Raw genomic sequence first — 12,280 nt, forward strand, 5'->3', positions numbered from 1 at the left:
TCGAGTTCGCCGAGCTGATTTCCCACCACGGAACACCGGAGCGGATATGACCACGCTGGAGAACCCGGCCATGCCAGCCGTGCACTCGTGCACGGTGAGCGGCTGTTCCTACAACCACGACGGGTGCCACGCCTTCGCCATCACCGTGCGCGGCGACAACGGCGCCGCCGACTGCGGCACCTTCATCCCGTTGAGTACCAAGGGCGGCCTGGAGAAGGTCGTGGCCAAGGTGGGGGCGTGCTCCCGCGTGGACTGCATGCACAACGCCTCACTGGAGTGCACCGCGCCGAGTGTCCGGATCGGGCCCGGCGTGGGCGAGCACGTGGCCAACTGCCTGACCTACCAGACCAGCTGAGTAGGCCAGCACAACTCTGATCTCGTGCTGGCCGGTGCTCAGCCGGTCAGCACGAGCCGGAGCACGATCTCGTCCTCGTCGACCTCGCCGGTGGGCTCGAAACCCAGCCCAAGGTAGAACGGCCCCGGATTGCCCTCGCCCTGCTGATGACTGGTGAGCAACTCGGTGCCGCCGTCGGCCCGCACCAGCTCGACGACCTGCGCGAGCACCGCCCGCCCATAGCCGCGGCCCTGGTGCGCGGCGTCGATGAGCAGCCGCCACAGGAAGTACGGCCCGATGACGCCGGGCCTGCCGGGCGGCACGTTCCAGCTCAGCATCACGAACCCGACCGGCTCGTCCCCCGCGTAGACCGCCCGGTACCAGGGCTCGCCCTCGGGCGTGCTCGCCGCGTCGTCGAGGGACTTGGCCACCGAGGCGACCAGGCGTTCCTGCGCGGGATGGACCCGCAGCGCGCACACCGCGTCCCGGTTGTCCGCGGTGATCTCGACCAGGCGCACCCGGGCAGTCGTCATGGCGGCGGAGGCTATCAGGACCGGGCGCGCCGCCGGACGTAATAAGTGATCAGCAGCGCGATGCAGACCACCGAGCCGCACCCCGCCGCGAGGCTGGCGGCGAAGGGCACGCCGACCAGGAAGCCGAGGGAGTTGACCGCGGAGGTGAGCACCGCCAGCACCCACAGCAGCGGCACGGAAACCGGGCTGCCGGGGCGGCGGATCTGGTTCACTTCGGTGTGGTTGCTCATGGGGACGAACCTACGAATTCCGGGCCCTCGGGCCGATCCCGCGCACTGCCGGATCCGGGGTGGAGCGGACTCCACCAGCCGGTGCTCCGCCCCGCCGAACCCGGCGACCTGCCCGGCATCGCCACCCTCATGCGGGCCTCGGTCCTGGAGGTGTTCCCCCGCTTCCACGACCAGCGCGAGACCGAGGCCGCGGCCCGCTACCTCACCGTGCCCGACCCGGTCCTGATCGAGGACGGCACCTACTTCGTGCACGAGGCCGCCGGCCAGGTCGTGGCCTGCGGCGGCTGGAGCACCCGGGACAAGCTCTACACCGGCTCCGGCTCCTCCCCCACCGACGACCGCCTGCTCGACCCGGCCACCGAACCCGCCAGGGTGCGCGCCATGTTCGTGCACGGCGACTGGACGCGGCGCGGGCTGGGGCGGGCGATCCTGGCCCGGTGCGTGACGGCGGCTCGGGCGGCGGGGTTCCGGGAGTTGGTGCTGATGGCGACGCTGCCGGGGGAGCCGTTGTACCGGGCGTTCGGGTTCCGCGAGGTGGCGCGGACCCGGGTGCGGTTGCCGAACGGGGTGTTGCTGGGTGGGGTGTCGATGGCGTATCCGCTGACCGGCTGACCTCAGATGCCGACCGGGACGGCGTCGATGGTGAAGGCCGCGTCGCGGAACCGGCCGTCGAGTTCACGGCGTCGCTGCTCGGCCTCCTCGTGGGTGAGGAAGACGCCGATGCCGTGCGGGTCGCCGGACTCGTGGTCGAACCGGGCGATGAGGACGTAGACGAAGCGGTACCCGGTCCGGTCCCCGGTGGGCTGTTCGCCGGTGCGGACGGCGTGCAGCAACTCCTCGACGGTGGCCAGCGGGGTGTCGAACCCGCCGTGCACGCCCTGGAGTTCGGTCCGGGCCCAGGGTGGCGTCGGGGACGGGTCGGCGAAGTGGCTGGGCTGACCGAGATCCTGATCCTCGTGCCAGCCCACAGCTTCACCGACCACATGGTCGGCGACGCCGTCGGACTCCAGCAGGAACCGGCGCCGGTCCGGGCCCTCGGAGCCGGTGGCGCAGCGGATCCGCAGCCCGCCGACGTAGGCCGTGCTCAACCGCATCGAGCTGACCCCGGCGAACACCAGGTCGACGCGGGTCCGGTCGCCGTCGCCGGGGCTGCGCAACAGCAGCCGGCAGTGGCTGGCGGTGTAGTCCCACACCTGGAAGGTCCGGTCCGAGCGGAACAGTTCGGCGCCGGGGGTCAGTTCGCGGTCGAGGCCGAGCCAGGCGTAGGTGGGCACCGGCTGATCATCCACCGGCGGCTGGCTCGCCGCGACCGATTCAGCGTTTCCCGCGCACCCCGGCGACCGCCACCCGCCCCACCCCCGCCAGACACGACCCCAAAAACGCCGCCTGGTCGTAGTAATCCCGCCACAGCACAACCCGCCCACCCCGCACCACGAACGTCCCGCACACCCAGAACCGCGCGCTCCAGTTGCCGCGGCGGATGACGTCGAAGCGTTCGGTCAGCACCACCTCGCCGTTGGTGGCGATGTTGGTGATCTCCACCTCGCACTCGGTGTAGAGCCGGTGCAGCAGGCCGAACTGCCTGGCCACCGCCTTGGTGCCGCGGGCGGCGGGCAGGGGGCATGTTCCGGTAGCTGATCTCGGGGGCGAGGTGGCTGAGGATCTCCTCGACGTCGCGGTGTTCGGTGGCCTTGAGCAGTGCGGTGACGACGTCCGCGGGAGCGAGCATGCGGATAGGCTATCCGGCGGGGTCAGCTGCCGGTGGCGCTGGGCAGCAGGGCCGGGCAGCCCGCGGTGACGTAGTTCTGGTCGTACTCGAAGTGCCATTCCTCGTTCTGGTACCGGCGGCACCAGCCCACGGCGCGGCCGTTGCGCTCCACCCAGGCGGCCGAGGCCAGTGGCTGGATGTCCACCGCGATTCCCTTGACGTGCATGGACTTCTCCGGGGTCAGCACGTACCGGCTGGCCAGCGCGGCGGTGCCGAAACGGCGCACCGCCTCGGCGAACTCGCGTTCCTGCTGGCCAACGCTGCGCTTGCCGTCGTTGACGCACAGCTGCACCTTCGCCTCGGCCGCCTTGGCGCGCAGCCGCTGCCACGCCTGCGCCACGTCCTCGCGCAGGCCGGCGGGCTGCTCGTCCACGTACCGCTTGTCCAGCGGGCAGGGCGGGCCGGTCTCCGGGCCGGGGATGCCCTCCACCAGGGCCAGCGGCTCGCCGGGGATGGGGTCGGGGACCAGGCGGGCCTGGCCGGTGGCGCCCAGCGTGCCCACCAGCGCGATGACCAGCACCAGGGCCAGGAGCAGGCTGGTCAGGGTGCGGCGGCGGCCGGGGGCGGGTTCGGTGGACACCGGGTCGAAACTACCCATTCGGCGCAGCAGGCCACAGTTTTGGTGTCCTCAGCCACAGTTCGGCGGTGCGCTACCGTCCGGTTGTGGTCGAGGATGCCAGGCAGATCGTCGCAGCGGGCTACGACGTGATCGCGCAGGAGTACCTGGACTGGAGCGCACGCATCCAGGACGATCCGCGGTCGCGGTTCGTGGACCTGTTGCTGGCGCGGCTGTCCCCCGGTTCGGAGATCCTGGAACTCGGCTGCGGCGCGGGCGTCCCGTGCACGGCGAAGCTGGCGCAGCGGCACCGGGTGTTCGGCGTGGACCTGTCGGCCAAGCAGGTCGAGCTGGCCCGGCTGGCCGTGCCCGGCGCGCGGTTCGCCCAGGCCGACATGACCGACCTGGACGTCCCGCCGGCCAGCCTGGACGCGGTGACCGCCTTCTACTCGATCCTGCACGTGCCCAGGGCCGAGCAGCCCGCGTTGTACGCCCGGATCGCGAGCTGGCTGCGGCCCGGCGGCCTGTTCCTGGCCGCGCTGGGCGCCAGCGGCAACAACGGGGTGGACGCGGACTGGCTGGGCGCGCCGATGTTCTTCAGCAGCCATCCCCCGGCCCGCAACAGCGTGCTGCTGCGCCAGGCCGGGCTGCGGCTGCTGGTCGACGAGCCGGTCACCATGCACGAGCCGGAGGGCCCGGCCACCTTCCACTGGGTGCTGGCCACCCCCGCCGGTCGCTGACCGGGACCTGTCCCGAACAGCGGTCCTAGCGTGCCCGGCATGACCACGAGAGCCACCGCCGCACTCGCCACCGCCGCCCTGATGTCCGGTCTGCTGCTCACCGGAGCCTCCGCTGCCACCGCCGCACCCCGCGAACCCTGCACGGCCAACTGCCAGTCCCGCCTGTCCCTGCCCGGCGGCGGCCAACTCCCCTACCACGCCACCTATCCGCTCACCGGCGCGACGGAGGCCAGGGGCGCGGTGGTGGTCGTGCACGGCACCGGCCGCAACGCCCAGGGCTATTTCGACGGGATGGTCAAGGCGGCGGGCACCCTGATCGAGCGCACCGCGATCATCGCCCCGCACTTCCAGACCGCGGACGACAACCCGCCGCAGCAGGACGCCCGGTGGACCAACAGCGGCACGGGGTCGTGGAAGGACGGCGGCAACGCGGTCCGCCCCACCGGGCTCAGCTCCTTCACCGCCGTGGACCACATCCTGCGCACCCTGGCCGACAAATCCCGCTTCCCGAACCTGACCAAGGTCACCGTGGCCGGTCACTCCGCGGGCGGCCAGTTCGTCCAGCGCTACGCCGCGGGCAGCCCCGCCCCGGCCGAACTCACCGGCCTGGAGATCACCTACGTCACCGCGAACCCGTCGAGTTACCTGTACCTGAACTCCCAGCGCCCGGCGCTGGGTTCCTGTCCCGGCTACGACAACTACAAATACGGCCTGAAACAAAGGAATCCGTACATGTCCAGGCCCAGTGCCGACCAGATCCGCGCCAGGTACAGCTCGCGCAGGGTGACCTACCTGCTGGGTGAGCGGGACACCCTGCGGGACAGCTCGCTGGACACCGAGTGCCCGGCGGAAGCCCAGGGGCGCAACCGGTTCGAGCGCGGCAATGCCTACTTCGACTCGGTCACCGGGCAGTTCCCCGGCCTGCCGCACCGGCTGGTGACGGTGCCGGGGATCGGGCATGACGGGACGGCGATGTTCGGGTCCAGTCAGGGCAGATCAGCGGTCTTCAACGGCAGGTGAGACCGTTCGGCTGCCCGAACGGGCGGCTTCCCCCGCCGACCATGTTCGCCGACCGTCGTGCCGGCGGAGAATGGTGGTCAGCGCAGGGGAGGCGATGCCCGTGAGCAGCTCGCGTGTGGTCGCGGTGGCCAACCGCCGTGCGCCCGCCGCGCAGGCCGACCTGCTGGCCGAAGCCCTGGACGCGGCCGGACTGTGGGAGCGACTGGCCGGGATCCCGGGCGAGGTGCTGGTGATCGCCGGGGCCACCGGGGACCGGCGGACCTCGGTGGATCCGGTACTGGTCGAGCAACTCGTGGACGAGCTGTACGCGCACGGGTTCGAGCGGGTTGTGGTGGCCGCCGTCGACGGCAGGTTGCGCCCGGCGCCCGGGATACGGCGGCTGGACCTCGGCGGGGTCACCGCGCACGGCTCGGAGTACGGACTGGTGGAGCTGGGCGCGGACGTGGCCGAGGGGCCGTTCCCCGGGACAGGTGTGTTGCGGGGCATGGGAATTCCCCGGGTGTGGCTGGAGGCGGGCTTCCGGATCAACCTGGCGAAGAACGCCACCCACGCCGAGTTCGGGTACGCGCTCTGCCTGGCGAACCTGTTGGGACTGCCCGATTCCGCCGATCGCCACCAGGACCTGGTGGCGGACCGGGACACCGGCGAGGTCCTGGTCGAGTTGCTCCGGCATTGCCCAGCCGACTTCCACCTGGTGGACGCGCTGGCGAGCAGCCACGGCCCGGCCGGGACCGAGGTGCCGGTGCCCATCACCACCGGCACCCTGCTCGCCGGGGACGACGCGCTGGCCGTGGACCTCGTCGGGGCGCGGCTGATGGGAGCCGAACCGCTGAGTTCACCGTTGCTGGCGGCCGCGGTGGCCGAGTTCGGGACGCCCGAGGTGCGGATCGACGGGGACGCCACACCGTATGCCGGGTGGCGGAATCCGGCCCCGGAGCTGCGGGCGGCCCGGCGCGGGTTACGGACCGACGGCGCGTTGCGGCGGGTACTGGCGGCGGTCGGCGGTCAGGGCGAGGAGGATCCACTGCTGGTTCGCCTGCGGGACTGGCACAACGGGCTCGTCGAGGCCAGTGTGGACAGTCCACTCGCGACCCGCCAGTTGCGGAAATGCCTGGCCGCGCTGGGCTATCTGGACCGGCTGGCCAACGCCTGGCAGGTGATCGGCGCCAAGGACCGGGTGCCCCGGCCCGAGGTGGGACTGGGCATCGACCCCACGGACTACGGCCCTGCGGACTTCGCCGCGGTCGAGGAACTCGGGGCCGAGCTGGAAACACTGGCGGCACAGCTGCCCTGGGACGAGTCGGGCATGCGCTGGCGATATCTGGACGGCGCGGTGCTGTTCGGCTGCCAGCGCACGATAAACGCGCCCTACACCGAGTTCACGCCCAGGGTGGAGATCGACCGGGCGATCGAGTTCATGCAGGACTACCTTGGCGGGCAGGCGATCGAGGTGGCACACGACGCCGAAGGCCGGGTGATCCGGCGGCTGGAGCGGAACCTGTACCTGCCCCAGCCCAACTACGTGGCGTTGTTCGGCGGGCCGGTCATCGACGTGTGCAAGGTGGAGTCGATCCGGTATTCCGCTGACACCCAACGGATCCGGTGGCGGACGGTGCGCAGCCCCAACGGGTCGGCGGATTACGACGACGGCTCGGTGACCTTCGAGCGGGTGGGCGCGGAGCAGACCCGGATCGCGATCACCGTGCGGCAGAAGTTCGCGCTGCCGCCCGCCCTGCGCTGGTTCGACGAGCACCCCGAGATCAAGGCCCCACTGGTGACCGACGCCTACCGGCGGTTTTTCGGGGCCACGCTGGACAATTTCGAGGCCAGGTACGAGGGCAGGCTGTTCCGGATCGGCCGGGAGGGCGCGGCCGGGCCGCTGTTGACCACCACCGCGCACACCCTGTTCGAGCTGGGCCGGGAGTGGGTCCGCCAGCCCCGGCCGGAGACGGAAGGCATTGACCTACAAGGGTTCCGGCATTTCCGCGTGGGTCCGGCCGAACCGGACCAGCTGGCCGAGACCATCGAGGAGCTGCGGCCGGTGGCGCGGGACTTCCTGGCCGGGTTGCGCGCGGCGATCGAACGGGACCAGCGATGACCGGCGGGCTACGGGCCGCGGTCACCGGCGCGAGCGGACTCATCGGCGCGCGGGTGGCACAGGCCCTGCGCGCGGCGGGATACGACGTCCGCGCGGTGGTCCGGTCGACCAGTGATCTCTCTGCTCTGCAAGGGATTCCGACCGCGACGGCGGAACTGGACGATCCTGGCGCACTGCGTGCCGCCTTCGCCGGATGCGAACTCCTCGTGCACTGCGCGGCGGTCTTCGCCTACGACCTCCCGGCCGAACGACTGCACCAGGTCAACGTCGCGGGCACCGAATCCGTGCTGCGGGCCGCCGCCGCGGCGGGGGTGCGGCGGGTGGTGCTCACCTCCTCCGCGGTCACCTGCGGCTCGGCCGAGGGACCCGAACCCCGCACCGAACGCGACCGGCCCGGCGCCGAATACCTGCCCGACTACTTCACCAGCAAGGCCGAACAGGAACGACTGGCCCTGGAACTCGGTGCGGCACTGGGGATCGAGGTGGTGGCCGCCTGCCCCACCACGGTGCTCGGCGGGCCCGATCTCCGGCTGGCGCCGAGCAACGCGCTGATCGTCGGCTACCTGCTCGACCTGTCCCGGACCACGTTCCCGGGTGGGGCGAACTTCGTCTCGGTCAAGGACGTCGCCGCCGCGCACGTGCTGCTCGCCGAGGCGGGAGTGCCCGGCGAGCGCTACCTGATCGGCGGCGAGAACCTGACCTGGCGGGAATTCCACCGCACCATCGCCGAACTCGCCGGGCTGCCAGGGCCGTGGCTGACCGCGAACCACCGCGGCGCGTACCTCGGCGCGGCCGCGGCGGAACTGCTGGCCCACCTGCGCGCCACCACCCCACTGGTCACCAGGGTGGAGGCGCGAACCCTTGGGCGGCACCACTACTACGACCACGGCAAGATCGCCGCGCTCGGATATCGGCCACGGCCGGCCAGGACAGCCATCGCGGAAGCGTTGTCCTGGCTGGCCACCAGCCCACACCTGCCCCGGCTGGCCCGCGAATCGCTGAAGCCGGCGCCGGAGGTGTACCGGGTGCGGGAGTTGCGGGCCCGGCCGCTCACTCCGCCTGGTCGCGGGGCTTGACCGCGGCCAGGTGGCGGGTCAGCTCGGCGAGCTGGTCCTTGGCCAGGATGGCCACCGCGCTGGCCGCGTTCATCCAGTGCGTGGCCGCGGCCGCGGTGGCGGCGACCGTGTGCTCCTGGGCGAACTCCAGGTAGACCTTGCTGAGTTCGTCGGCGGGGGCCCGGCTGGCGATCAGGTCGCCCATCAGCTTGCCGTAGGCGCCCCAGGCGGCCACCTGGTGTTCGGTGGCCTTGGTGATGGACTCGCCCAGGATGCGCAGGGCGGCTTCGTTGGCCTCGCTCATGACTGTCTCCCTGGCTGGATTCGGGGACTCAACAACGTGCTGTGGTGGAAGCCCAGGCGCGGATCGGCCCAGTCCGGCAGGCCAGGGACGTACTCGCGCAGCTCCGGCATGGGCACCCGCAACCGGACCGTGTTGGCCGGGTAGTCATAGACCGTGATCGAGTTCAGGCCGCGGTTGGCGGTGAACAACAGGCTCTGGTCGGCGGAGAGCTGGCAGGCGTACACCGAGTCCAGCAGGGTGCCCCGCGCGATCCGCAGCGCGGCCAGGAAATGCTTGCTGTTACTGGGAAAAGACCCGCGGGTGAAGGAGTCCACGACCTGGCGGGCGGACTGCCGGGAAGCCCGGATCCGGGCCGCGGGCTCCGGGCGCTCGTCGATCATCCGGAAGCTGGCGAAATCGTCCAGGGAGATCATGATGATGGTGCCGCTGCCGCCGTTGCAGTAGATCAGTTCCCGGTCGGAGACACACACATCGGAGTTGACGTGCGCCGGCACGTCCGCGGCGGAAGCCCAGTGCCGCAGCACCTGGCCGGACTCGGCGTCGATCTCGTAGACGTACTCCTTGAACAACGCGGGCGCCCACTCGTGCCAGTCCGTGCCCTCCTGCGGCAGCACCCGGAAGGACAAGGCGTAGAACAGGTCCTCGCTCGGGTGCGGCGCCACGTGCCAGCAGGTGGTGGGCAACGGGATCCGCCGGGCGACCCGGTTGTGCAGGTCGAACACGCCGACCTCGCATGCCTCGCCGCGGCGGGGGTGGTCCATGCCGCCGTAGACCAGGTACCGGCCGGAGGCGGTCTGCTTGATCGCGTGCGGCAGCTTGAGCCGGTGCGCGCCCAGCTGTTCGGCCTTGCCGAGGCGATCGAGGTCGAACTGCCACAGGTGCTCGCCCATCGCGGTGACACCCTCGGTCCCCGACAGCCACACCGCGTGCGTGCTGCTCTGGATCGGGTGCTCCACCGCGGCGAAGCGCAGCGTGGAGACCCGCTCGGCCTGGGCCAGGGTCGCGGTGTCGTAGAACATCAGGTGCTGCCCGGTGTTGCCCAGGAACCCGGTCTTGTGGTCCGGGCTGACGCTCACCGCGTGCCCGCCGGCCACCCCGTCGAAGTACTCGATCTTGTAGGCGTACCGTTCGGTGGCCGGGTCGTAGTGGAACACACAGACCCCGGCCCGGCCCTCCAGACCGTTCAACCCGTTGCCGTCCAAAGCGATGTGGAACGCGTACGGGTAATCCTTGGAGCTCACCATGGTCGCCCCCCGGCTCACCGGACTCGTCCGAGGGTACCGCCGAGTCCGGTGAGCCGGGAGTTTTCCTTGTCCCCTCTGCCCTTTGGGGCGGCTGGCTGGCCCCCGGGGTTCAGCCTGGCCTGCGCCGTCCGCTGCCTACGGTGACCTCAGTCAGCCGTGGTGCGCCCGAATGCCTTCGGTGTTGTCGTTGAACTCCTCGATGTTCCGCGCGGACAGCTCCAAGGCGCGGGAATGGTTGTTGTCGCTGTGCTGGGTGAAGTTGCCCCTGTTGCAGTCATTGAAGCCTTGCACCGAGGACAGGTTGTTCCGCCACGAATAGGTCAGTGGGATCCGGTAGCCGTTGGCGTCGCAGTTGCCGTACTCGCCGTAGATGTCAGAGTTGGCGCCCCTGAAGTCGGCGTGCTCATAAATGGTGACCAGGTGGGTCTTGGCGTTGGGCTTGATCTTCCGCAGCTTGTCGCGGGCTTCGATCAGGTTGGTCGAGCACACGGCCACCGCCCGCCTGACGGTCTTGATCTTCATGAAAAACATGCTGGCCGGACGTGGCTGACCGAAAGGTGACTTCCGCGCACACCTTCGTAGCCGACCTCACTGCGGATGGTGCACAAGTCACGGCGTGGTCACGCGAGAGCAGCCCTGGGGTGTTCGAGAGGGCCAGGCGTGACCAGCGCGACGGATCCGCGAACGTTCCTGCTCACTGATCCGTCGCTTACGGCCGCACCCGGGCCGATCGCCCAGCCCTCCCAGAGACGAACACAGCCTAAGGCGTGAGTCCGTTGAGCAGTGCGGTGTGCGCGCGTTTCGGTTGCAGGCCGGTGGTCCAGGGCAGGGCGTTGCCGGGCACGGGCGGGTAGCGGTTGGCGTCGGCGGTGGAGCCGTAGCGGTCGGTGAAGCCCCAGCTGGTGAAGCCGGTGCAGTTGGGTTCCTGACGGCACACCGCGATCCGCTCGCCGAACTGCTTGGCCTGCACTGCCTGGTCCGAAGTGGACACGTCCATTTCGGACACTCGAACCTTCAGCCCCAGTGCGGCCAGCGCCCGCACCTTCTTGCGGAAGACCTCCGCGGGCACCCGGTCCGCGGCGTCGTACTCGTGGCTCTGCAGGCCGACGCCGTCGATCGGCACCCTGGCCTGGCGCAGCTTCTTCACCAAGGCGTACAAGGCGTTCCAGCGGCCGCCGTCCTGCTCGGCGCCGTACTCGTTGAGGTAGAGCACCGCGTTCGGGTCGGCCGCGCGGGCGGCGCGGAATGCCTCGGCGATGTAGTCCGCACCCATGGCCTGGTACCACAGGTTGTGTTCCAGGCCGTCCGGGTTGTCCTGGTTGATCGGCTCGTTGACCACGTCCCATTCGGCCACCCGCCCGGCGAAATGTGTTGCCACCGCACGGATGTGCTCCAGCATCACCGACCGCTTGTCCGGTGCCGAGCGCATCCAGGTCGGCAACGCCTCGAACCAGACCAGGGTGTGCGCGTGCACCTTGATCCCGTTGGCACGGGCGAAGTCCACCAGCGCGTCGGCCTCGGCGAAGGCGAACACGCCGCGGGCGGGCTGGAGGAACTGGGGTTTCATCTCGTTCTCCGGGGTGATCAGGTCGAACTGCTCGCCCGCGACCGCCCGGTACCGGTCATCGGCCACCAGTGGCGCGATGGCCAGCGCGCTGCCCACCCCGATCGGCCGGGCCAGCTTCTGTGCCCGGCCCCGCAACGAATCCGCCACCGTGCCCTGTTTCCAGTCCGGGGCCTTGCGCACCCGCACCGCGCCACTGGCACTCAGCGAACGCAACGTCCAGCCGCCGCCGACCTGGGCGTCCGCGCCGAAGAACACCTGACCACCGCCGAACACCCCGCGCTCGGCCACCGTCCCCACCTGCCTGCCGCCCACCAGGAAGGCCAGGGTGGATCCGCTGCGCCGCACCGTGATCGCCACCTCGCCGGTCACCCCAAAGCCGAACTTCCTGACCTCCTTGGCCTTGTTGGCCTTGCCGTCCCACACCGCGACTTCGAGTTGCCCGCCGACCAGGCCCAGCCGCAGGCTCGGCGGTTCCTGCCGCCACTCGTCGTAGATGATCGGCGGCGCGCCGTAGAGCTGGAGGTAGGCGGATTTCCCGCCGGTGGCCGAGATCCCGGCGTCGAGCCGGAAGTCCCCGGCGACCTCCAGTCGCGGCCCGAGCAGGTTCACCGGCGGATTGGGCTGGAAGCGCTTTCCGTCCGTGCCCACGATCCACCGGTCCAGCGCCGAGATCCGCACGCCCTGCCCGGTCACCTCGGCCCCGGCCAAGCGCGTCCAGTCCTGTCCCGCGATCAACTCGACCGGCGCCGCCGGTGCGGCGATGGCCGTCGCGCTGCTGCCGGTGAGTCCGGCGACCAGCAGGAGCGCGCCAACGATCCGTCTCATCGAACC

The 12,280-nt window shown here is 70.7% G+C and carries 15 protein-coding genes; 6 read left to right on the forward strand and 9 right to left on the reverse strand.

The window, feature by feature from the left end:
- The first annotated feature begins 46 nt into the window (after positions 1 to 46).
- Positions 47 to 355, forward strand: a complete 309-nt coding sequence (locus tag HNR67_RS33975; RefSeq protein ID WP_185006589.1) for a DUF1540 domain-containing protein — start codon at positions 47 to 49, stop codon at positions 353 to 355.
- 38 nt (positions 356 to 393) lie between these two features.
- Here the strand turns inward: HNR67_RS33975 and HNR67_RS33980 are convergent, their stop codons facing one another.
- Positions 394 to 867, reverse strand: a complete 474-nt coding sequence (locus HNR67_RS33980; protein ID WP_185006590.1) for a GNAT family N-acetyltransferase — start codon at positions 865 to 867, stop codon at positions 394 to 396.
- Positions 868 to 881: 14 nt separating this feature from the next.
- A complete protein-coding gene (locus tag HNR67_RS33985; RefSeq protein ID WP_185006592.1) occupies positions 882 to 1,097 on the reverse strand; it encodes a hypothetical protein in 216 nt (71 codons plus the stop codon).
- A gap of 81 nt (positions 1,098 to 1,178) precedes the next feature.
- On the opposite strand from HNR67_RS33985, the gene HNR67_RS33990 reads away from it, so the two are divergent.
- The gene (locus HNR67_RS33990) at positions 1,179 to 1,709 is read left to right on the forward strand and encodes a GNAT family N-acetyltransferase (RefSeq protein ID WP_312988653.1); all 531 of its coding nucleotides are present in this window, start codon (positions 1,179 to 1,181) and stop codon (positions 1,707 to 1,709) included.
- Between the two features lie 2 nt (positions 1,710 to 1,711).
- Here HNR67_RS33990 and HNR67_RS33995 read toward each other — a convergent pair whose 3' ends face one another.
- From HNR67_RS33995 to HNR67_RS34005, 3 genes are all read right to left on the reverse strand, one after another.
- Entirely contained in the window at positions 1,712 to 2,386 is a 675-nt protein-coding gene (locus tag HNR67_RS33995) for a hypothetical protein (RefSeq protein ID WP_185006594.1), read from the reverse strand.
- A 25-nt stretch (positions 2,387 to 2,411) separates the two neighbouring features.
- Positions 2,412 to 2,687, reverse strand: coding sequence for a limonene-1,2-epoxide hydrolase family protein (locus HNR67_RS46470; protein ID WP_312988655.1), 276 nt, complete (start codon positions 2,685 to 2,687; stop codon positions 2,412 to 2,414).
- Between the two features lie 161 nt (positions 2,688 to 2,848).
- On the reverse strand, positions 2,849 to 3,445 hold the full coding sequence (locus tag HNR67_RS34005; RefSeq protein ID WP_312988657.1) for a D-alanyl-D-alanine carboxypeptidase family protein: 597 nt from the start codon (positions 3,443 to 3,445) through the stop codon (positions 2,849 to 2,851).
- Positions 3,446 to 3,510: 65 nt separating this feature from the next.
- Between HNR67_RS34005 and HNR67_RS34010 the strand changes: the two genes are divergently transcribed.
- From HNR67_RS34010 to HNR67_RS34025, 4 genes are all read left to right on the forward strand, one after another.
- A complete protein-coding gene (locus tag HNR67_RS34010) occupies positions 3,511 to 4,161 on the forward strand; it encodes a class I SAM-dependent methyltransferase (protein WP_312988659.1) in 651 nt (216 codons plus the stop codon).
- A gap of 39 nt (positions 4,162 to 4,200) precedes the next feature.
- A complete protein-coding gene (locus HNR67_RS34015; protein ID WP_185006598.1) occupies positions 4,201 to 5,181 on the forward strand; it encodes an alpha/beta fold hydrolase in 981 nt (326 codons plus the stop codon).
- Between the two features lie 100 nt (positions 5,182 to 5,281).
- Positions 5,282 to 7,279 (forward strand): DUF362 domain-containing protein, encoded by a 1,998-nt coding sequence (locus HNR67_RS34020; protein ID WP_185006600.1) that lies wholly within the window; start codon positions 5,282 to 5,284, stop codon positions 7,277 to 7,279.
- A complete protein-coding gene (locus HNR67_RS34025) occupies positions 7,276 to 8,355 on the forward strand; it encodes an NAD-dependent epimerase/dehydratase family protein (protein WP_185006602.1) in 1,080 nt (359 codons plus the stop codon). Before HNR67_RS34020 ends, HNR67_RS34025 begins: the two co-directional genes overlap by 4 nt.
- Here the strand turns inward: HNR67_RS34025 and HNR67_RS34030 are convergent.
- The 4 genes from HNR67_RS34030 to HNR67_RS34045 all read right to left on the reverse strand — a co-directional run bounded on the left by HNR67_RS34030 (position 8,330) and on the right by HNR67_RS34045 (position 12,274).
- Entirely contained in the window at positions 8,330 to 8,638 is a 309-nt protein-coding gene (locus HNR67_RS34030; RefSeq protein WP_185006604.1) for a hypothetical protein, read from the reverse strand. The two genes, HNR67_RS34025 and HNR67_RS34030, sit on opposite strands and share 26 nt — an antisense overlap.
- Positions 8,635 to 9,882 carry a hypothetical protein gene (locus HNR67_RS34035; protein ID WP_185006606.1) on the reverse strand — a complete coding sequence of 416 codons (1,248 nt, stop codon included), beginning with the start codon at positions 9,880 to 9,882 and terminating at the stop codon, positions 8,635 to 8,637. Before HNR67_RS34035 ends, HNR67_RS34030 begins: the two co-directional genes overlap by 4 nt.
- Positions 9,883 to 10,032: 150 nt before the next feature.
- Positions 10,033 to 10,404, reverse strand: coding sequence for a hypothetical protein (locus tag HNR67_RS34040; RefSeq protein ID WP_185006608.1), 372 nt, complete (start codon positions 10,402 to 10,404; stop codon positions 10,033 to 10,035).
- 238 nt (positions 10,405 to 10,642) lie between these two features.
- Positions 10,643 to 12,274 carry an endo-1,4-beta-xylanase gene (locus HNR67_RS34045; RefSeq protein ID WP_221490146.1) on the reverse strand — a complete coding sequence of 544 codons (1,632 nt, stop codon included), beginning with the start codon at positions 12,272 to 12,274 and terminating at the stop codon, positions 10,643 to 10,645.
- Between the last annotated feature and the right edge of the window lie 6 nt (positions 12,275 to 12,280).

The sequence above is a fragment of the Crossiella cryophila genome, from assembly GCF_014204915.1.
GTDB classification, from domain to species: domain Bacteria; phylum Actinomycetota; class Actinomycetes; order Mycobacteriales; family Pseudonocardiaceae; genus Crossiella; species Crossiella cryophila.

What these genes read in the sequence shown, in the direction of transcription:
- HNR67_RS33975 (WP_185006589.1), top strand. Translation starts at nt 47, where the DNA reads ATGACCACGCTGGAGAACCCGGCCATGCCAGCCGTGCACTCGTGCACG.
- HNR67_RS33980 (WP_185006590.1), bottom strand. Translation starts at nt 867, where the DNA reads ATGACGACTGCCCGGGTGCGCCTGGTCGAGATCACCGCGGACAACCGG.
- HNR67_RS33985 (WP_185006592.1), bottom strand. Translation starts at nt 1,097, where the DNA reads ATGAGCAACCACACCGAAGTGAACCAGATCCGCCGCCCCGGCAGCCCG.
- HNR67_RS34015 (WP_185006598.1), top strand. Translation starts at nt 4,201, where the DNA reads ATGACCACGAGAGCCACCGCCGCACTCGCCACCGCCGCCCTGATGTCC.
- HNR67_RS34025 (WP_185006602.1), top strand. Translation starts at nt 7,276, where the DNA reads ATGACCGGCGGGCTACGGGCCGCGGTCACCGGCGCGAGCGGACTCATC.
- HNR67_RS34030 (WP_185006604.1), bottom strand. Translation starts at nt 8,638, where the DNA reads ATGAGCGAGGCCAACGAAGCCGCCCTGCGCATCCTGGGCGAGTCCATC.
- HNR67_RS34035 (WP_185006606.1), bottom strand. Translation starts at nt 9,882, where the DNA reads ATGGTGAGCTCCAAGGATTACCCGTACGCGTTCCACATCGCTTTGGAC.
- HNR67_RS34040 (WP_185006608.1), bottom strand. Translation starts at nt 10,404, where the DNA reads ATGAAGATCAAGACCGTCAGGCGGGCGGTGGCCGTGTGCTCGACCAAC.
- HNR67_RS34045 (WP_221490146.1), bottom strand. Translation starts at nt 12,274, where the DNA reads ATGAGACGGATCGTTGGCGCGCTCCTGCTGGTCGCCGGACTCACCGGC.